15 protein-coding genes are annotated in these 18,759 nt (G+C 41.3%); 7 read left to right on the top strand and 8 right to left on the bottom strand.

What is annotated here, in order from left to right; all coding sequences use genetic code 11:
* Positions 1-2: 2 nt before the first annotated feature.
* A complete protein-coding gene (locus tag HDC90_RS02455; protein ID WP_184463522.1) occupies positions 3-2,375 on the bottom strand; it encodes a TonB-dependent receptor in 2,373 nt (790 codons plus the stop codon).
* 242 nt (positions 2,376-2,617) lie between these two features.
* Between HDC90_RS02455 and HDC90_RS02450 the strand changes: the two genes are divergently transcribed.
* The 3 genes from HDC90_RS02450 (at position 2,618) to HDC90_RS02440 (ending at position 5,386) form a co-directional block, all read left to right on the top strand.
* Positions 2,618-3,625 carry a sensor histidine kinase gene (locus HDC90_RS02450; protein ID WP_184463520.1) on the top strand — a complete coding sequence of 336 codons (1,008 nt, stop codon included), beginning with the start codon at positions 2,618-2,620 and terminating at the stop codon, positions 3,623-3,625.
* Positions 3,622-4,344 (top strand): LytTR family DNA-binding domain-containing protein, encoded by a 723-nt coding sequence (locus HDC90_RS02445; RefSeq protein ID WP_184463518.1) that lies wholly within the window; start codon positions 3,622-3,624, stop codon positions 4,342-4,344. Before HDC90_RS02450 ends, HDC90_RS02445 begins: the two co-directional genes overlap by 4 nt.
* A gap of 166 nt (positions 4,345-4,510) precedes the next feature.
* The gene (locus HDC90_RS02440; protein ID WP_184463516.1) at positions 4,511-5,386 is read left to right on the top strand and encodes an alpha/beta fold hydrolase; all 876 of its coding nucleotides are present in this window, start codon (positions 4,511-4,513) and stop codon (positions 5,384-5,386) included.
* Between the two features lie 21 nt (positions 5,387-5,407).
* Here the strand turns inward: HDC90_RS02440 and HDC90_RS02435 are convergent, their stop codons facing one another.
* From HDC90_RS02435 to HDC90_RS02425, 3 genes are all read right to left on the bottom strand, one after another.
* Positions 5,408-6,394 (bottom strand): NAD(P)-dependent oxidoreductase, encoded by a 987-nt coding sequence (locus HDC90_RS02435; RefSeq protein WP_184463514.1) that lies wholly within the window; start codon positions 6,392-6,394, stop codon positions 5,408-5,410.
* Positions 6,395-6,462: 68 nt separating this feature from the next.
* Complete coding sequence (locus HDC90_RS02430) at positions 6,463-7,659, bottom strand: NAD(P)/FAD-dependent oxidoreductase (RefSeq protein ID WP_184463512.1); 1,197 nt, start codon at positions 7,657-7,659, stop codon at positions 6,463-6,465.
* Positions 7,649-8,158: a transposase gene (locus HDC90_RS02425; protein WP_184463510.1), complete on the bottom strand. Its 510-nt coding sequence runs from the start codon at positions 8,156-8,158 to the stop codon at positions 7,649-7,651. Before HDC90_RS02425 ends, HDC90_RS02430 begins: the two co-directional genes overlap by 11 nt.
* A gap of 103 nt (positions 8,159-8,261) precedes the next feature.
* Between HDC90_RS02425 and HDC90_RS02420 the strand changes: the two genes are divergently transcribed.
* The 4 genes from HDC90_RS02420 to rsgA all read left to right on the top strand — a co-directional run bounded on the left by HDC90_RS02420 (position 8,262) and on the right by rsgA (position 11,196).
* The gene (locus HDC90_RS02420) at positions 8,262-8,738 is read left to right on the top strand and encodes a MarR family winged helix-turn-helix transcriptional regulator (RefSeq protein WP_221451777.1); all 477 of its coding nucleotides are present in this window, start codon (positions 8,262-8,264) and stop codon (positions 8,736-8,738) included.
* 3 nt (positions 8,739-8,741) lie between these two features.
* The gene (locus HDC90_RS02415) at positions 8,742-9,311 is read left to right on the top strand and encodes a Crp/Fnr family transcriptional regulator (protein ID WP_184463508.1); all 570 of its coding nucleotides are present in this window, start codon (positions 8,742-8,744) and stop codon (positions 9,309-9,311) included.
* A 56-nt stretch (positions 9,312-9,367) separates the two neighbouring features.
* The gene (locus HDC90_RS02410; RefSeq protein WP_184463506.1) at positions 9,368-9,817 is read left to right on the top strand and encodes a hypothetical protein; all 450 of its coding nucleotides are present in this window, start codon (positions 9,368-9,370) and stop codon (positions 9,815-9,817) included.
* Positions 9,818-10,143: 326 nt separating this feature from the next.
* Positions 10,144-11,196, top strand: coding sequence for a ribosome small subunit-dependent GTPase A (rsgA, locus tag HDC90_RS02405; protein WP_184463504.1), 1,053 nt, complete (start codon positions 10,144-10,146; stop codon positions 11,194-11,196).
* Positions 11,197-11,469: 273 nt separating this feature from the next.
* Here rsgA and HDC90_RS02400 read toward each other — a convergent pair whose 3' ends face one another.
* The 4 genes from HDC90_RS02400 to HDC90_RS02385 are packed head-to-tail and all read right to left on the bottom strand — an operon-like array spanning position 11,470 to position 18,753.
* On the bottom strand, positions 11,470-14,631 hold the full coding sequence (locus tag HDC90_RS02400; RefSeq protein ID WP_184463502.1) for a glycosyl hydrolase: 3,162 nt from the start codon (positions 14,629-14,631) through the stop codon (positions 11,470-11,472).
* A gap of 13 nt (positions 14,632-14,644) precedes the next feature.
* A complete protein-coding gene (locus HDC90_RS02395) occupies positions 14,645-16,558 on the bottom strand; it encodes a beta-N-acetylhexosaminidase (RefSeq protein WP_184463500.1) in 1,914 nt (637 codons plus the stop codon).
* A 5-nt stretch (positions 16,559-16,563) separates the two neighbouring features.
* A complete protein-coding gene (locus tag HDC90_RS02390) occupies positions 16,564-17,655 on the bottom strand; it encodes a DUF6528 family protein (protein WP_184463498.1) in 1,092 nt (363 codons plus the stop codon).
* 45 nt (positions 17,656-17,700) lie between these two features.
* Positions 17,701-18,753 carry a DUF6528 family protein gene (locus HDC90_RS02385; RefSeq protein WP_184463496.1) on the bottom strand — a complete coding sequence of 351 codons (1,053 nt, stop codon included), beginning with the start codon at positions 18,751-18,753 and terminating at the stop codon, positions 17,701-17,703.
* Positions 18,754-18,759: the final 6 nt, after the last annotated feature.

Here is an 18,759-nt window from a genome sequence, read left to right as displayed (position 1 = left end):
CATTAAAACCTGAAATTGTAAGCAACACCTGGAATGATGCCGAAAATCGATATCTTCTTCGCTTCGCTCAACCCTGTTTCTCTGTTTTGTTCGAACATAACAGATGCGGCGTTACTCCTGTTGTAAACATTATAAATACTGAACACCCATTCGCTTTTCCATCTTTTTTTGCTGTCGGGTTTTGGAGTATAAGTTGCCGATAAATCCAAATGATGATAAGCTGGAAGTGAATTAGCATTTCGTGCACCGTAATTGGCAATGGTAATTCCCTGATATTGATATTTGCCAATGGGATAGGTTGCAGCTTTACCCGTTTGGTAGGTGAAAATACCGCCAAAATTCCATCTTTTCGATAGCTGATAAGCTGCTGTAAGCGAAAGGTTATGCGTTTTATCGTAATTGGCACGGTACCATTCGCCGTTGTTAATGCCAGGTTCGTCTGCGTTTCTTCCTGGTATACGCTGCTCTGCCTTAGAAAGAGTGTAAGAAAGCCACCCTGTTAATTTTCCAGTGTTTTTTTTCAGCATCACCTCCAAGCCGTAAGCCCTCGCCTCTCCATTTAGCAATACTTGTTCTATGGCTTTGTTAGCAATCAATTCTGCCCCGTCAATATAATCTGCTCTGTTTTTGGTTTTCTTATAAAAAGCTTCTGTTTCTAAAGAGTATTTTCCACTGCCTAAATTCCTGAAATAGCCCAATGCAACCTGGTCAAGAATTTCGGGTTTCAGATATTGGTCGCTTGGCGCCCAAATATCAAGTGGGGAAACGGAAGCCGTGTTGGAAATTAAATGGATATACTGGCTCATTCTGTTATAACTTGCCTTAATGGATTGCTCATCATTTATGGCATAAGAAACTGCCAACCTGGGCTCTAAATTTCCAAAACCAATAATCTTTTTGTTTTTATCATAATGCGTGATACTTATGGGCGTTCCTTCCTCGTAAATTTGCAATTCAGGGTTGAAAATTACCGCCTGATTATTGGCATAGTTATTTATATTTTGTTCTCCCAACCGCAGTAAATTGCTATATCGCAACCCATAAGTCAATGCTATTTTTGCTCCAATTTTTTGCTCGGCACTGATGTACAATGCATTTTCCCAGGCATATTTTTTTTCAATCTGGTCGGCATTGATAGGCGATGTAGCATCTATAGGATTTATGGTGCCAGGATTAAACTGGTAGTAGATGGAATTGATACCATAATTCAAAGCCAGTTTATCAGACAGGCGATGGTTAAAATTATACTTCAGGTTATAATTGCGGATGTCTGATGCCCAATCAATGCCAACGTTTTTTATCTTCAGGCCATAATCGTACTTGCTGTAAATGACTGATGCATTGGAATATAATTTCTCAGAAAAGATGTGATTCCACCGAAGATTAAAGAAGGAGTTTCCATAATTGTTGCTGAAAAAATTGCTGAAATCCATTTTATCCTTGCCGAAATATCCTGAAAGGAAAACCCTGTTATTGTCATTGACCTTATAATTCAATTTAGCATTCAAATCATAAAAAGAAACAGCATTGGGGTTGTCTGCCAGTTTCAGAAACAAATGTGCGTAAGAAGTACGACCAGCAACTACGAACGAACCCTTATCTTTTACAATAGGTCCTTCTGCTAATAACCTGCTCGAAACCGCTCCGATTCCGCCTGTTAGGTGATATTCTTTATTGTTCCCTTCTTTCTGATAAATATCTAAAACAGAGGAGGTTCTCCCACCGAAATTAGCAGGTATACCACCTTTATACAATTTCAGATCCTTAATCACATCGGCATTAAAAACAGAGAAAAAACCAAACAGGTGCGAAGTATTGTAAACTACGGCTTCATCTAATAATATCAGGTTGCCATCAACCGAACCACCCCTAACGTTAAAACCTGTTGCTCCTTCCTGTGCATTGGAAACGCCGGGAAGTTGCAGAATAGCTTTTAAAATATCAACTTCGCCCATAACTGCCGGCATTTTTTTGATAGTGGAGATCGCGAGTTTATTCACACTCATTTCTGGTTTTCGGATGTTACTTGCTGAACTATTGTATTTTATCTCTACCTCATCGAGGGTCTTGCTTTTTTCACTCATTGAAAAATCTTTCTTGAGATTTTTCGTCAGAACGATATGTTCCTCAATAGGTTCAAACCCAACATAGCTGATCACGATTGTGTAGGCACCTTTGGGCAGGGTAATGGCATAAAAGCCATAGGCATTGGTAACTGCTGATACTTTTGACTCAGGAATATAAATACTTGCACCGCTTATTGTTTCGGTGTTTGTTTTTATGGTGATTATTCCACTCAATGTGACTTTTTCCTGTGAACGGGCACCGAAAGAAATGAATAATAATAGTAGGATACAAAAGATTCCGTATTTCATGAATAGAAGATTGAATATAATTCTGACGGCTAAACTATTGCTTTACAACACTGTTTTTATTTGAATTATACCAAATGCGGTATCTTTTATAGCAAAGTATGTTGGGGTACTACTAAGCAATATTTCTTGTTTTATACGTTTTTAATAATACCTCCCGCTTTCGTATAAAAAGCATACACTTTTGTATAAAAGCAGATCATACCATTGCTTTAAATGTTAAGTTTGTACTATACGATTTCTCAATGAATGATTTTACCCATAAACAGCTGATTAGCGAAAACGTACTTTTTCGTTTCCTGATTTCACCTAGCCTCAGGATATTTAGGCACCTGCTGTTCGTTGCTTTTATGGGTATTGTGCTGTATAATAGTACTGCTATAATTGCCAATCCCTTGGCCATATTTGTATATATTGTTCTATTATTCTATGTAAATATGTATGTGTTGGTGCCGATACTTTTATTCAGGAATAAAAATATTGAATACTGCTTATCTGTAATCGGCATCCTTGTTATAATGGGCACTTGTGGTTATTTTTTCAATCCGTTTAATAAGGATCATGGGTTGAACATCCCGCTTTTTTCTTTCCTTACGGTGTTGCTGCTTGCGGCCTCTTCTTCCGTAAAACTTTTTCAGAAAGGAATGATGGACAAGCAATTGATCTACGAGCTGAAACAGTCTAAAACTTATGCAGAATTGGAACAATTGAAAAACCAGATCAACCCACATTTTTTGTTTAATATGCTAAACAATGCCAATGTGCTAACGAAGAAAGATCCCGAAAAGGCCTCGCAGGTTTTAATGAAGCTGAGCGATTTACTTCGTTACCAGCTTTATGACAGTGCGAGAGATAAAGTGCTGTTGACTTCGGATATTCATTTCCTGGAAGATTTTTTAACTTTGGAAAAAGTAAGGCGGGATAGTTTTGATTTTCTGATTTCAAAAGAGGGAGATCTGAATGGTGTGCAAATCCCACCTTTGCTGCTCATTTCGTTCGTGGAAAATGCCGTGAAACACAACAATGATGCAACAAGACCGTCTTATGTAAACCTGTATTTCGATGTTAAGAATGATGAACTTTTCTTTAAATGCATCAACTCCAAACCGATGCTTAAATCTGTTAATAATTCTGGCGGATTAGGGCTAACAAATGTGAAACGGAGACTAGAACTTTTGTTCCCGGCAACTCATAGTTTAAATATTGAAGATGGCTCAGAAAGGTATTGCATAACCTTAAGCATAAAATTATGAACTGTATTATTATAGATGATGAACCATTGGCGAGAGAAGCCATAGAAATGTTGATTAACCAAACAGACGGTTTAGACTTAATCGGTTCTTTCGGTGGCCCTGAAACCGTTACAAATTTTATGGAAAGCAATACCGTTGAGTTGATTTTCCTTGATATACATATGCCCGGAATTGGTGGGATTGAATTTGCCCGCACCATTCCAAAAGAAACATTTGTGGTTTTTACAACTGCCTATTCTGAATTTGCCCTCGATAGTTACGAAGTAGATGCGATTGACTACCTGATAAAACCCATAAAATTAGAGCGCTTTCAAAAGGCAGTTGAGAAAGCCCATACCTATTCTAAATTATTCAAAGCAGATTACGCTGATAATAGTGTTGAACAGGTAGCAGATGATTTTTTCTTTGTGAAAGCAGACCGAAGAATTTTTAAGGTCTATTTCAATAGCATACTTTTTATTCAAGGTTTAAAAGATTATGTGGTGATGCACAGCGAAACGCAGAAAGTAATTACGGCCATGAACATTAAAACGATCCACGATCAACTGCCAAAAGATATGTTTGTGAGAGTTAGCAAATCCTATATTATCAATGTTAAACACATTGATTCTGTGGATAACAATACAGTATACATCGGCACAAACGAAATCCCAATAGGAAGTATTTATAGGGATTTCTTTTTCAGCGAATTTGTAACAAAAAAAATTGTGAGCAGGTAATTTATGTATTTCCTTGCAGTACCAATGCTGTAAATCTGGGCTGTTCTTAATTTGGAAATAGATTAAAACTCAATTTAAAATGTGGAAGGCGGAGCCATTTTTGCCAAAATGGCCATCAGGGTAACGCAATTTCTTTATACTTTTAATTGTAAACCTCAATCAGGCTATGACCCCAATAGAGAAATATACCACCAGCTACGTTATATCAAAGGATGGAACAAGAATTGGTTATAGACAAACCGGGACCGGGCCTGGCGTTATTCTTGTTCATGGAGCAATGATGACTTCTAAAAATTTCATGAAACTTGCCAGTTTCTTATCCAATGAATTCACCGTTTATATTCCAGACAGACGAGGCCGGGGCTTAAGCGGCCCATTTGGCCCGAACTATGGTATTGGATTAGAAAGCGAAGATTTGCAGGCACTAATTCATAAGACAGCAACGGATAAGATATTTGGGCTTAGTTCTGGCGCCATTTGTGTACTTCAAACAGCCGCCATAGAAACTGCGCTTAAAAAAGTAGCAATCTACGAACCCCCGATCCCGGTCGAGGGGACTGATCCTGTGGCCTGGGGCAGTCGCTATGAATCAGCCCTCTCGCGTGGAAACCTTGGAAAAGCAATGTTCGAGGCCATAAAAGGTACCGATGATCCCTCGTTGTTCACATCCTTGCCAACCTTTCTTATTGCGCCTTTGCTAAATATTGCTATAAAAGCAGATGCAAAGAAACAAGTGAAAGATGATATGCCGTTAGAATCATTGATACCAACTATGCATTACGATCTCATGTTGGTGCATCAATCATCTGGAATTATAGATCTGTGTAAAGAAATTAAAGCTGAAATGCTACTAATGGGTGGAACCAAGAGCCAACATTACTTTAAACTTGCACTTGATAAATTAAGCAACGTTTTGCCGCTAGCAAGGCGCCTATCCTTCCGCGGTTTGGGACATATAGCCGCCGATAACGACAACAGCCCGGAAAAAATTGCAAAAGAGTTATTAGTCTTTTTTCAATCAAGCGGGATGCAGCAAATGTAAGTTGCATAGACCGCTATATCATTACTCACTTACCGGATAGGGACCATGTTCAAACACTTCGGAATGGTATCCTTTTGTGCCTACCAACTTCGACAGTTCGCTTCTGAAGTCTTTTCCTTCTTTAAGACATGTTAGTGCATAGCCAAAATCGTATTGTGGTTTCCATCCCAGTTCTATTCTTGCTCTTTCGTTCACGTAAACCCGGTCAATAGCAGGCATCATTATCCAATTTCTGGATCGATAAATGGTCTCATAATCAGGGAAAAGTTTAGCTAATACACCTGGGGCGTCATATCTTAAAGCCAGCAAGTCGCTTTGAGAAAATGGCGATGTTGCACTGATGATATATTTAGCAAAACCTAAACTTTCTGCTTTTTCAATAGCCAATAAGTGAGCGTTTACGGCATCTTCAATGTCCACCCTTCTGTAAAGGTATTCATTCAACTTTAGGTTCTCATCGTTGTATAATTCGCGTACTGATTTTTTATCGTCTGCTTCTGGAAAGAAGCGTGACGTTTTTAGAACAATACATGGCAATTGGTGGTTGCGGTAAAACAGCTGGCAAAGATCTTCGGCAGCATTTTTTGTCACGCCGTAAATATTCTTAGGGATCGCTTTTGTCTCCTCTGTGATCCATGCAGCAGGTTTTCCCGCTTCGGGTGTAAGCATGTCGCCGAAGGTACTGGTGGTACTCGTGTAGACAAATGCCCTTACACCATTTGCCCTTGCCGCTTCCAGTAAATTCAGTGTGCCGGTCAGGTTCGTGTCGATAAAATTCTGATAGGTATGTGTAGCAACATGAGGTTTATGGAGTGTTGCTACGTGAATAATCGCATCAACCCCTTTCATGCATTTTTCAACAAAATTTCTGTCTGTTATAGAGCCTGTTACGGAGGTGTATTCAGATGGATTCAGGTCAATACCTATAAAATCTGTCTTTGTGTTTAATAATGTTCTGATGATGGCTTCGCCCAGATGCCCGCTACTTCCTGTAACTAAAATTCGCATGATGGTAATTTTTAAAAAAAATAGAGTTCAAATATACGCAAGATTGCAATTTGCAGATGATGACAGCTTTATACAACTTCTTTGCTTGCATCATAACTGTATACCCAATGCATTTTTTTCTTTTCCATGTTGATAAAATATTTTAACATAATATCCCTGAAAAAGTTAGCAATAGGATTTGGTTTTGATTTGGCCCTACCTATTTTTCTTGCCTGCGCAATCACTTTGGCTACGCGGCCAGACCTTAATTGCTGGAAACGTGAAAAGGCAAATTCAGGGTCAGGGTATGTAGTAAGGCATTTGGCCAAAATGGCGCTGTCTTCTAATGCTAGGGAAGCACCTTGTCCGGTGTGTGGCGATATGGCATGTGCCGCATCACCGATCAGGCACACATTTGCGGTATGCCATTTTTCCAAAGCAGGCATATCGTAAATGGGATAGGCAAACAGGTTACTACTGGCATCAATAATCTGGCTTATTTTGTGGTAATCTTTTTGATGAAGTTCCAGCAAGTCTTCCTTTATATTTTGTTGTTGGAGGCTGAATTCCCTGCCATTTGGTTCCTTTTCCCAATCGTAGTTGTTAAACCACCACACTTTTCCGGTATTGGTAGTAGAATACCCGAAGAATGCTTCTCTGCCAAAAGTCATCTCAATAGCCTCTGATTTTTCCTGCCAGTCCGGAATTTTTACAATGGCTCCAGTAGAAAGCATTTTGGTATATACAGGTTTAGGTGCATCAGGGAAAACCAATTTTCTACATCTAGAATGGATCCCATCAGCCCCTATCAACAGGTCATAACCGGTCAATTTACCTTTATTGGTCTCTACCACTATTTTTGTCCCCGAATATTCAATAGACATCAATTTGCAGCCGTATTCTATCTGAACGCCTAAACTGATCAGTTTTTCCTTTAGCAGGTTGCTAATAGCCGATCGCTTAACCTGTATACTGCTTACACCATAAGCTTCTTTTTGGTAAGATGCGTCCAGCTCTGCAATGCGCTTTCCCTTTGCGTTATAAAAACGCAGTGTTCCAGGAACGTATTCCTCATAGAGCTGTGAAATATCGATAAGGCCGGAAAGAATATTCAGTCCATTTGGCGAAATACCAAAAAACAATCCTTCGTTCATCTCTGCCTCGCTACGGGCCTCGATAATTTTTACCTGGGCACCCTGCTCGATCAGTTTAATTGCTAAGGCTGGTCCTGCAATCCCACTGCCAACTATCAATATTTTTTTCTCATTCATTGTATTAATTTCCATTGATATTATCCTTTTTATTAAACCTTAGGATGAACACATAGCCTAAATTGACCATTACATAAAGCCCTACACGCAGGTAATTGAGGTTCTTCCACATGGTGGCTCGTTCGAGCAGGCCCTGATCAACAACAGGCTTAACATCCATTGCCATAAACTGCATTAATGTGGGCGCAAAATACTGTAAGGTCCATACCCTTAGTGAAATATGTACAGCGAGCAGCAATAACATGGCGTTACGTCTTTGTCTGATACGCCAGTTGAAGAAAAGTGCAATTAATAGAAAAACCTCATGTACGGAATGAACAATCATCCAGAAAAGCTTGAAATCAAGCCCGTACGCAGTTTTGAAAAAAAATAAGGAGGCAGGCGGACCGGCCGCCCATGCAGGAACCATAATGGCGGTTTCCCACAATTGTGCACCGTTCATTACAAAATAAAGTGCCGTGGCCACATACAGCCATTGATCTGCCCTCAATTTTTTATTGGTTATCGTGTTCATTTTTTTTGTTTTAAAATTTATAAGCAAAGCATTCTTGATATCTTTACTACAAAATAATTAACTTTACAATAAAGTATCTTAATGACAAAGATAAATTGTTTTTATGGACAATAAAGAAAAATCAGAAAAAAAAATACTTTTGGCAGACATAGACCACCTAACGAGGGAATTTTCGACAGGTACGGTACTGATGCACCAGGCAATTGCACAAAAAGCGGGCTTAACTGGTACTGACCATAAATACATAGACCTGCTCTTGCAACATGGTTCTATGACGGCCGGACAGCTGGCTGAGCTGAGCGGTATTACTACAGGGGCAGTTACAGCAATGATCGATAGGCTTGAAAAGAGCAAACTGGTTACGCGAGAACGCAGTGCTGATGACAGAAGGAAAGTAATTGTGGTTCTTGACCAGGAAGAAGCATTCAGACGGATAGGCCCGTCGTTTAAGGCCATGCAGGAAGATCTGGACAAACTGTATGATGGCTTTACCGTGGCAGAATTGGCAACCATTGAAAAATACTTAAAGGCAGTTGTTGGATTTACCAATAAGCAGATCAGGAACCTAAACGGACATTAGGCGATGGATAACATTAGAAAATATCTTAACGAATTTGTAACGCAAAGCGATCAGGACTGGGAGATTTTCTCGTCAAAACTAGTGAGAGTTGAATTTCCAAAAAAATCAATCATCCTTGAAAAAGGGAAAAGAGAAAAATTCCTATCCTTTATAGCAAAGGGAATTGTTAGGTTTAATATACCCAAGCCCGATTACGACTTCACATTTGCCTTCGCATTTGAAAACACGTTTGTAAGTGGATACGATTCGTTCCTTGCTAAAACCCCTTCCCTATACAACATAGAAGCAATATCTGATTGTGTTCTATGGCGAATTACCTGTGAAGACCTGGAAACGGTTTACGACAGTACCCAGATTGGCGACCGCATTGGAAGAAAAATAGCTGAAGAACTATTCCTTAAAAAAATGAAACGGGAAATGTCATTGCTGGAAGATACAGCGAAGAAAAGATATTTAGATTTAATGTCTGAACAACCCCAGCTCATTAAATATATACCACAAAAATACCTGGCTTCGTACATTGGAATTAGGCCTCAATCGCTCAGCAGAATAAGAAAGGAGATTTCGATTTAATTAACATTTGTTCATTGATTGCTTTTGGATAGCCCTATAAATTTGCAAGAAAAAAGATGAAACCACTATTTGTATTGATCGCAGTTTTTATAGGCTCCCTTATTGGCACAAAAATATTTAAATCAGAAATTGACTACTATTTATCTGGCAAAATTGCTTTATCGGCCATGCTGCTATTCACTTCGCTGGGCCACTTCATGTTTACCCAGGGCATGTCAAAAATGTTGCCCGATTTTATTCCTTTCAGAATCCCATTGATATATGTAACAGGATTTATCGAGATAGCTGCCGCCATTGGAATATTTGTATCCGGTTTAAGGCACACAACAGGGGTACTCCTTATTCTTTTCTTAATTTTGACCATGCCCGCTAATATCTACGCTGCAATGAAACACCTTAATTATGAAACGGGAAATTTTGATGGTAAGGGTATATCATATCTTTGGTTTCGAGTTCCTTTTCAGGCATTATTAATAAGCTGGACATATTTCTTTGTGGTTAAGTAAAGCCACGGATAATTTAGCGACGTTAGGCTGTTCGAAAAATATCCAATGAATTTAAATGATGGGCAAAACCAGGAGATTAACTTCTTAATAAAAAGCCCGATGGGTTAATTAATGCTTAACGGAATTTATTTTTACCTTTGTATTATGCAAAAACAAGCATTCACATATTATAGTTCAGCTGCGGGAATTGTTGCCTAATCTTGGGCGCTTTGTTCCTATAGTGTCTTTTCAGGTAGCCATTTAATATTACCTGTAGGCTTTGTAGTGTCCAAAATATCCAGGCAAAAGAATTAAGCAATTTTATTTCATCATCTTAACTTACAATAGTGAATAACTTATTATTATATGGCTGGAACGAAAGTCTGCTCCGGCATAAACAAAATTCATCATACAAACATCTTCTTCATGGCCGTGTTTCGACGGTTAACAAAACCAATTATGAAGTTATGACCGAATACGGTTTGCTGTTATGCGAGCTAAGCGGCAACCTGCTCTATGGAAGGTCTTCATTTGAACTGCCTTGCACTGGTGATTGGATAATTTACCAGCCATTTGACGCGAATAAAGGTTTAATCGTTGATATTTTGCCCCGAAAGCATACACTTTACCGAAGAAAAGCTGGTACTATATCTGAAAAACAGGCCATTGCCACACATATAGAAAAGGCATTTATAGTACAGGGCCTTGATGCCAACTTTAATCCAAAACGAATTGAACGTTTTATGGTTCAGGTATTGGAAGAAGGTATTGAACCTGTCTTGGTTTTAACAAAATCCGATCTTGAGTTTAGTAGCCATCAGGTTGAGGAGATGCTTAAACACCTCACCAGCAAGGTAACCGTTTTTTATACCAGCATTTTATTTCCGGAAACCATACTCCCTTTAAGGAAATTTATTAAAGCTGGCGAGTCAATAGTTCTTGTAGGCTCATCGGGTGTAGGAAAGAGTTCCTTAATCAATACATTGTGTGAGCGTAAGGTATTGCCAACATCAGAGATAAGCAGTTCTTCGGGCAAAGGTCGCCACACCTCAACACGAAGAGAAATGGTATTGATGGATGGTGGTGGTATATTAATAGACACCCCGGGCGTTAGAGAATTTGGGCTAGCCGCCGACAATCCGGAAGCATTGGCAGATATGTTTAATGTTACCGATTTTGCTAAGTCCTGTCGCTATGCTAATTGCCGGCATGTTGACGAACCCGGCTGTTCTGTTTTAGCTGCCCTGGATAGTGGCCTTTTAGATGAACACAACTATCACAGTTACCATAAGTTGCGTAAGGAGGCCTTTCATTTTTCAGAGTCGGAACATGAAAAACGCAAAAGGGACAAATCTTTTTCACGAATAGCAATGGAGGCGCAGAAAAATAAAAAGAGATAGCTACCCTATTGTTAGCCATAACCCAATGCTTGCAATAAGCATAAAATGAAACGAGCCGGAATTAGCTATTCCGGCTCGTGCTGTTTATTGGCTGTATCATAAGATATAATTTCGCTTCTAATTTGTCACGTTGAGCCTGGCTATGAGCTTGACGAAGTATCAAAAACGTCTTTAAAGCATTTAAAAGAGGTTCTTCGACAAGCTCAGGATGACAATTGAAACTTATTATACAGCCTCTTTCGTATCTACAATAAGTGGATTTTGGCCAGGTAATTATTTCACCTGGGTCAATAATTCAAAGTCTTCCTCAAGTCCGTAACCATAAGTCTGGTAATCAGTTCCGGAAGGATAGGTTTTAACATTGTACCATTTGCCAGGGTCTACCAGTCCGGGCAAAGGTTTATTATGATGGGGCCCTAACAGGTTCTTCAGGCTTCCGATCACTTCTACTTCGACACGGTTGGTCCCCTTTTTCAAATAAGTACTTATATCGAGCTCATTAGGCTCTGAACTGATTACTCCGGCCGCCGCACCATTAACTTTTACTGCAGCCACTGTACCTTTCCATTTTTTTAATCTAACCACACCATTCATTCCGGCTTTTTGAACCTGGAATTCTTTAACATATTTAATGCCTTGCCCGTAAAGCGGAAGCCCCTGTTTATCCCATGGGCCGAATGTAAGCGCCTGCGGGGCTACGATCTTCCAACCCTTGGCAGCCGCAGCCAGGTTAAAATTGCCCAAGATGTATACCGGTTCTATTTCCGCGTACACACGCATAGGTGAAATCGACAACGACAGGCTGTTTTTGCCAGGTTTAAGGTATTTGCCAATTTCAAAAACGCCGAACGATCGATCAAGCCACCATTTGCCTGATTCGGCTTCTACCTTTATTCCGTTTATGGTTACGCTGTTCCAAAGCCCACGCTGCTCTACCACCGCGCGACAGTGTTTCAGCTTTACATTCCTATCTATTTCAAAATGGTAGGTTGCAGTATAACCACTTCCTGCCGAGAAAGTATCGCGCGCAACTATCCTGTCTTTAAATTGCGTACGGTTGTTCCATGGATTGCCTACGCCATCCTTAAAACCAAAATGTTTAAAAGCAGTATTGGAAGCTACCCCAACATGCAGATCACGGTAAGCGCTGTCGGGACGTTTTAGTTCCAGATCGCAAAAATCTATCATCAGCGTGTTTTCATCCGGACGGAGAACTTTAGCCGGAAGTGTTTTTATCACTTTTTCGTTTATTACAGGCGCTGCCACCTTATAACCAGTTTCTTTCTTATCAGATACAAAAACCATCATGCTTCCTGCCGGCGGGATGGTAAAATTAAACTCAACCTTATCCTGATTCCTCTTTTCAGGGTAGTCATAAATTCCACCTTTAAAAAGATCTATAAGCAGTACATCTTTCCCTTTAAGCGCTACACTGCCTGTAGCCGCAGCATCCATACTTGCATTGGAAAGGAAAACCAATTGCCCGTCGGCAAGCTGCCTGCGTTGGTAATAGAGGTTACCCCCTATTCCTTTATCGCTGGCAGGAGAAATTCTGAAATCGTCGGGTAGCAAATGCTCCCTGATGACCTGTATTTTATCCGAATTCATGGCCTGTTGCACGTTTGACTTGCCCGCACTGAAAAAATCATCAGAGATACCGGCATTTCCGTCAACAAACCCTGGTTTTTCAAACAGGATTACTTTGCCACCCTGACTGGCATATGTTTTCAAAAGGTTAAATGTAGGGCCATCCAGGTTGTCCATGCCTGGTGGGATCACCACTGTGCTATAGGCGCGTTGCCCGATGACGAACTTTCCATTTTCAATTTTCGCCTGGTCTTTGATGATGTTTTCGCAGCCCAGATCATACTCCACATGCTGCTTTTGCAAGGTGGTAACAAAATCGTTGAAACCTTTTGCAATCTCAAAGAAGCGTTTATTTTCCTTGCCTTTGAAATAATACATCCAGGCTGAAGTTGTTGGCTCCAACACCAGTATTTCATTTTTTTGCTGACCTGAGGCCAAGCAAAGCGACAACCGGGCAAAATACTGGTTCAGCGTTTTATAAAACGGCCACCAGGGTTCATGATAAGAAAAACTGGGTGGATAATCGTACTTTCTGGCCCCGGTAATGGTCATGAACGAAAGATGCTGGTTCATAAAATTCACTCCCAGTACGAACTCCCAGTCGCCCAGCCGTTTCATGTCTTTAAAGGTGAGTTCCCAGCCTCCGCCTCCATAGGTTTCTGAAAGCGTACGCTGTTTACCAAGCTGATTGGCAACACTGCTCAACTCCTTAACCGCCCTGATATTGCCAAACTGTACAGGTTTTTCTTCATTGAATTGGTTAAACAGCATGTCTATCCCGGGCATTTGGTGCCAGGCATACATGGCCATATTGTCTGGTCCGTGGTAGGGACTTGGCCAGCCGTGTTCCCAGTAATGCCCCGTCCAGGTCAGCCCCTGTTGCTGTGTATAGTTAAACATAGGTTTAGACCAGCGATCTATAAACAGCTGTAACAGCGTTTGGTAATAGTTGTGCCTTACTTTTTTCCAGTTTCCGGTTTCCTCAAATAAAGAAGGTAGATGCAGGGTCAGATCGTAGCCCCATTTTTCTTTAAAGGTGGTAAACAAATCCGGTGTCCAGCGTACGCAATCTTTTCCTTCATTAATAATGGTCGGTTCATCAGAAAAAATACCCGGAACGGTTTTTCCAAATTCGCGGCCGGCAACTTTTTCATAGCCCTTGAAGGTGACATCCATAAACTTCTGTGTTACGCCCTTGGCCATCAGATCTACATAAGAAGATCCAATGGGGCCTGCTACTGTGCCCCGGTTCGATTTTTCGTAATTTACTTTTTTAAAAATCTGGTATTTTCCTGTTTTACCACGCTCTGCTGCCAGGTTTGGGCTTACGTTTATAAACGCTCCGTTAACCGCTTTCAAAGCGATGAAAACATCTGAAAGATTATCGGGAAGCTGGTTTACCTCGCTCATGTATAACATTTGACCCTGGTTATATGATTCTGGCATCTGATCCGGAACCAAACCGCCCCCAAAACCGGTAGGATAAGAATTCTCATCGTAGATCCATACTTTAAGCCCCAGCTTTTTGCCCTGTTGCATGGCATATTCGAACAGGCTGAACCATTCTGCTGATAAATACTCGGTAACCAGTCCGGGCCTGGCATGAACGATTACCCCCGAAAAGTCGTTTTTCTTATAATCGAGCAACATCGAATCGATAAGTGGCTTGCTTACCTTCGCATTCCAAACCCAAAAGGGTGTTGTACCGTAGGCGCTGACAGGATTTTTAAAGCTTCTTTTCAATACTTCGAAACTGCCGGGATTGGGCTGTTCTTCTCTTAGCTGAAAACCAAAGAGCACCAGCAATCCGGCAAGTAGAACAAGGGTTGATAGTTGTTTTAATTTCATTTGTGTGTTTGCTTTAAATGCTGTTATCCAATGTAATGTTCGTCACCACGCTTCTACGGCCCGAAGGCGAAACCACCACTATTTTCAATACCCTTTTCTTTCCCTCCGGAACATCGAGGCTTATCGGCCCGCGATATTCGTGATCGGCATCGCCCGGCAAACGGTTACTCAGCGTATAATATATCTTTGCACCGGCCATTGGCACTTTCAGATCGAAATAAAATTTTTTACCTACAAGAGTGGTATCGGTATAGGCAAAAGGCGTAGGTACGCGGTAATTGTATCCGGCTTTATCCAGTTTTTCGAGGTGCTTTGGCAGGGTAGTTTCAGCAAAGCCTTTATAATCTTTGTTACTTTCCTGACTCCATGCCGTTTCTGCAAGTGCAAACATTCTCGGAAATATCATATACTGTAATTTGGAAACAGAAGGAATATGCTCAGTCCACACGCAGCCGGAAACGCCCATAATGTGTTTTTTATCTTCGGCTGTTAAGGTTTCATATTCAGGGTTGTACTCATAGGCTTTCCAGACCGGAGAAAAGCCTCCGTGATTGATGGATTCCATATCTGAACGGCTCTGTGCGTAATCAAAATATAAACCATTATTTCCCGGTGCCAGAACAATATTCAGTTTTTTCTTTAATTGGGCGATGGCCCCTTTTTCTCCAAAACGGTTCATGATGGCAACCTGGTCATTCAATCCGCCTTCCAGTATTTCATCCCAGCCGATCAGTTTTTTGTTTTTTGAACTAATGATCTTATTCAACCTGCTGATAAAATATCCCTGCAACTCATGGGTGGTCCCGATATTCATTTTTTTCATGAAGGCCTGTATTCCTGCGTCTTTCTCCCAAAACCCTTTAAAGCACTCATCGCCACCAATATGGATATACTCATACGGGAACAAGGAGGCAACCTCAGTAAAAACCTTGTCCAGGAATACATAGGTTGCTTCGTTTGTGGGGTTAAGAGTGTTATCGATATACATTTCATACTTTCCGTCAGGGAACCATTTGGCAAAACTGCTGCCCGGATTTACTTTAATACTGGTATCCTGTGTACATGAAAGTTCGGGATAGGCTGCAATTGCGGCCATGGAATGGCCCGGCACATCGATTTCGGGCATTACCTGGATATTTCTTTCTGCAGCATACCTGATTATCTCGCGTATCTCATTCTGTGTATAAAAACCGCCATCTGTTGCCTTCTCTCCTGGTTTAGGTGGATCCATTGCACCAAAATCGCCTATACGAGGCACCCTAAAAGCCCCTACCTGTGTAAGTTTTGGCAAGCTTTTGATCTCTATTCTCCAGCCTTGATCGTCTGTTAAGTGCCAGTGAAAGCGGTTTAATTTATAGTGTGCCATTATATCGAGCAAATCTTTAACCTGAGCAACTGTAAAAAAATGACGTGATACATCAAGCATCAGGCCACGGTAGGCAAATCTCGGATAATCGCTAATGCTCTGGCAAGGCAGCCTCAGCCCCCCTGTAGTTTCTACTGGGAACAGTTGGATTAGCGATTGCATCCCATAAAATAACCCAGCCTTTTTGCCTGTTACCACAATGGCCTGAGGCGTAATGCTAAGTTTGTAACCTTCATCTGGCAGATGTTCTGCGCCTTTGCTGGTAAACAGGATGCTATTTGGTTTATTTTTTACGGTTTGAGGAAGCATCCGTTTGACAGAATGCCCGCCCAGAAATTTGCTTAGGCCAGAAAGATAGGCTTTAAAAAAAACGAGCAGCGGCTGCCCGGTAGCATCGGCTGTAATGATGGTCTGTTCATTGAACACAAATTCGCCCGCATGTTTTTCAAACGTCACAGGAGCAGGGATAATGGCGCTCCTGTGGCCCGTTTCCTGTGCTTTTGTTAAGGCAAAATTGAACAATAAAATAAACATGCATGTTGCCTTTATCGTTGATCTCATAGATTTTAAAGGTAATTGGGGTCAAATGATTTTCCGCGGTAAAATCCTGCAGAACTAACCGTACGTGAATATAGAAATGCGCCTGTAGTGAGGTTATAAAAATCTACATGTGTACTGCACCAGCCATTAATGGGACAACCAGGATCTTTATAGGTCTGCACCATGGTGTTCTGCCCTGGCAGGGTACTTACCGAGTTTACAAAGGTACGTTGCGCGGCACCGGTTATTGCGCCTGCTCCTACGACAAATGCGCCAATAGATTTTCTGAATATATAAACACCACCATTAGTCGTTACCAGCAGCTTATCGGTGTCACCATCATAAGGCGCAATATCATGTCCCCATTGCGAAAGAAGTGAGTAGCTGGCTATTTTAGACAGCTTGGGATTGGAAACCGTGCCTCCACTTGCAGCGGTATTGTAAGCATATTTTTTCAGTGAATCGCCAAGTGCCCATAAGCAATTATTAACAGGGTCCCATAGTACCTGATGGGCAGCTTTCAGCGGATAAATTGTATTTACATATTGATTTGGTGCTGCCTGTGAAGAAGAATAGATTCTGATATAATTACCACCGGTATTGGCGCTTGTACCAGCAGCGGCCACCACACAATTTCCGTCGGGGAGAATTTCCATTCCATGCACACCGGCATCAGCCGGAAAGCCCGTTGCCCAAATGCGTTGTCCGCCCGGGTATTTAGCAATTACCGATAATCTTTCTGCCTGGGCGGTAATCACCTGGCCAGAGCCCCATTGGTTATTGTTCCTAACTTTCAAATCATTCACTAATCCCCATAAAGGTATTTCGGAAGTAGCGTTAAATCCCAATGCTGTTGTTGGCTTAAACGACCATTTAGGGGTAGCCCAACTCGTTAATACAGGATCGTAAGCTTCCATGGTGGCATTGGCCTGGTTGGTGGTACCGATCCAGCAACAGCTTGCCAGTGTTGCATCTGCCGTAGCATTTGCATTAGCACTTAATTGTTTGTTTGCAGGTGCCAACTTATTCGCTTCCTGTGGTTTGTTTTCTTTTTTACATGCCAAAAATAGGATTGAACAACATAAAAAGAATATGATTTTAGCATTTAATGTTTTCATCTTTATACATTTTGATGGTGTACGAAAAAGCTTGTTCAGAAGCTGTTATTGATAGCTACTGTTAAGCAGCTTAACTTTATAAAAACATGCTCCATTTACTACCCTTGAGCCATCCAGCTGGCCGTTGGCCGAATAAAAATCTACCGTGCTGGTGCTCCAGTCGTTCAAACCGCAGTTCATTGCAGGACGTGGATTTTTATTGTAATCAGGACGGGTCAGTACAATTTGTCCGCTAGGCTGGTTTGCTATCCCCTTTACAAAGGTGAGGCCTGCCGTTGGTGCCGTAGAAAAAGTCTTGGTCGTTTTATTGTACACATACTCTCCACCATTGCTGGTTACCCAAAGTAAGTTGTCGTTGCCATAGTAAGCTGATACTTCATGGCCCCAGGCAGACGGGATGGTAGTTCTCCAGGAATCGATTTCATTAAGTTCTGGAACGGCATCTGTACCGCCAATGGCAAGCGCTGTAATAATATGTGCTTTGGTTATGGCATGCTGGCCGGTAACCCAAAGTACATTGGTTTTGGGATCCCATAAAACAGCATGTGCAGAAATAAGCGGATATTCGGCATAATATTCCTGATCAGGGCCCTGAGACGAAGCATAAAGTCTAACCCAGCCCCCATCTGATGCAGCTATGGCGATATTTCCATTGGGCAGCAGTTCTGCCGAATGAAGGTTTCCGCTAAGGCGTTTTGACCATTTGCGTTTACCTGAAGGATATTCGATAATGGCCGCAAAACCGTTATCAGTGAGCGCGGCATATTCCGCATTGTTCCATACTGGCACTTTTCTGAGCTTAAAATCTGTCCCGCCGCCAAAAGTATTGATATCGGCCGTAACAAAGCCAAGGGCGGTTGTGGGCGCCCATGTCCATTTCTTTGCTTCGGCTGTATTCCAGTTTTCTATTGTTGGATCGTAAATCTCAATTTTCCGGCTGGCATCGTTGGTAAGCACCGTCAAAAAGCCTGCAAAGGCTTCGGGTGGCTTGCTTACAAAAGGAGGTTTAACAACCGGGGGGTCGGAGGTCTTTTTATTACCACATGACCAATTTAGTGCCAGAATAAAAATGGCACCTAAAATAAAAATTCTTTTCATGACGTT

This window comes from Pedobacter sp. AK013 (genome assembly GCF_014205835.1).
In the GTDB taxonomy this organism is placed as follows: domain Bacteria; phylum Bacteroidota; class Bacteroidia; order Sphingobacteriales; family Sphingobacteriaceae; genus Pedobacter.
This window is presented reverse-complemented; position numbering and strand designations above follow the sequence as displayed.

Bases quoted from the DNA above. Each gene is read 5' to 3' on its own strand.
- HDC90_RS02455 (WP_184463522.1), bottom strand. From the start codon at position 2,375: ATGAAATACGGAATCTTTTGTATCCTACTATTATTATTCATTTCTTTC.
- HDC90_RS02420 (WP_221451777.1), top strand. From the start codon at position 8,262: ATGGACAATAAAGAAAAATCAGAAAAAAAAATACTTTTGGCAGACATA.
- HDC90_RS02435 (WP_184463514.1), bottom strand. From the start codon at position 6,394: ATGCGAATTTTAGTTACAGGAAGTAGCGGGCATCTGGGCGAAGCCATC.
- HDC90_RS02410 (WP_184463506.1), top strand. From the start codon at position 9,368: ATGAAACCACTATTTGTATTGATCGCAGTTTTTATAGGCTCCCTTATT.
- HDC90_RS02390 (WP_184463498.1), bottom strand. From the start codon at position 17,655: ATGAAAACATTAAATGCTAAAATCATATTCTTTTTATGTTGTTCAATC.
- HDC90_RS02445 (WP_184463518.1), top strand. From the start codon at position 3,622: ATGAACTGTATTATTATAGATGATGAACCATTGGCGAGAGAAGCCATA.
- HDC90_RS02395 (WP_184463500.1), bottom strand. From the start codon at position 16,558: ATGAGATCAACGATAAAGGCAACATGCATGTTTATTTTATTGTTCAAT.
- HDC90_RS02450 (WP_184463520.1), top strand. From the start codon at position 2,618: ATGAATGATTTTACCCATAAACAGCTGATTAGCGAAAACGTACTTTTT.
- HDC90_RS02385 (WP_184463496.1), bottom strand. From the start codon at position 18,753: ATGAAAAGAATTTTTATTTTAGGTGCCATTTTTATTCTGGCACTAAAT.
- HDC90_RS02425 (WP_184463510.1), bottom strand. From the start codon at position 8,158: ATGAACACGATAACCAATAAAAAATTGAGGGCAGATCAATGGCTGTAT.
- HDC90_RS02440 (WP_184463516.1), top strand. From the start codon at position 4,511: ATGACCCCAATAGAGAAATATACCACCAGCTACGTTATATCAAAGGAT.
- HDC90_RS02400 (WP_184463502.1), bottom strand. From the start codon at position 14,631: ATGAAATTAAAACAACTATCAACCCTTGTTCTACTTGCCGGATTGCTG.
- HDC90_RS02430 (WP_184463512.1), bottom strand. From the start codon at position 7,659: ATGGAAATTAATACAATGAATGAGAAAAAAATATTGATAGTTGGCAGT.
- HDC90_RS02415 (WP_184463508.1), top strand. From the start codon at position 8,742: ATGGATAACATTAGAAAATATCTTAACGAATTTGTAACGCAAAGCGAT.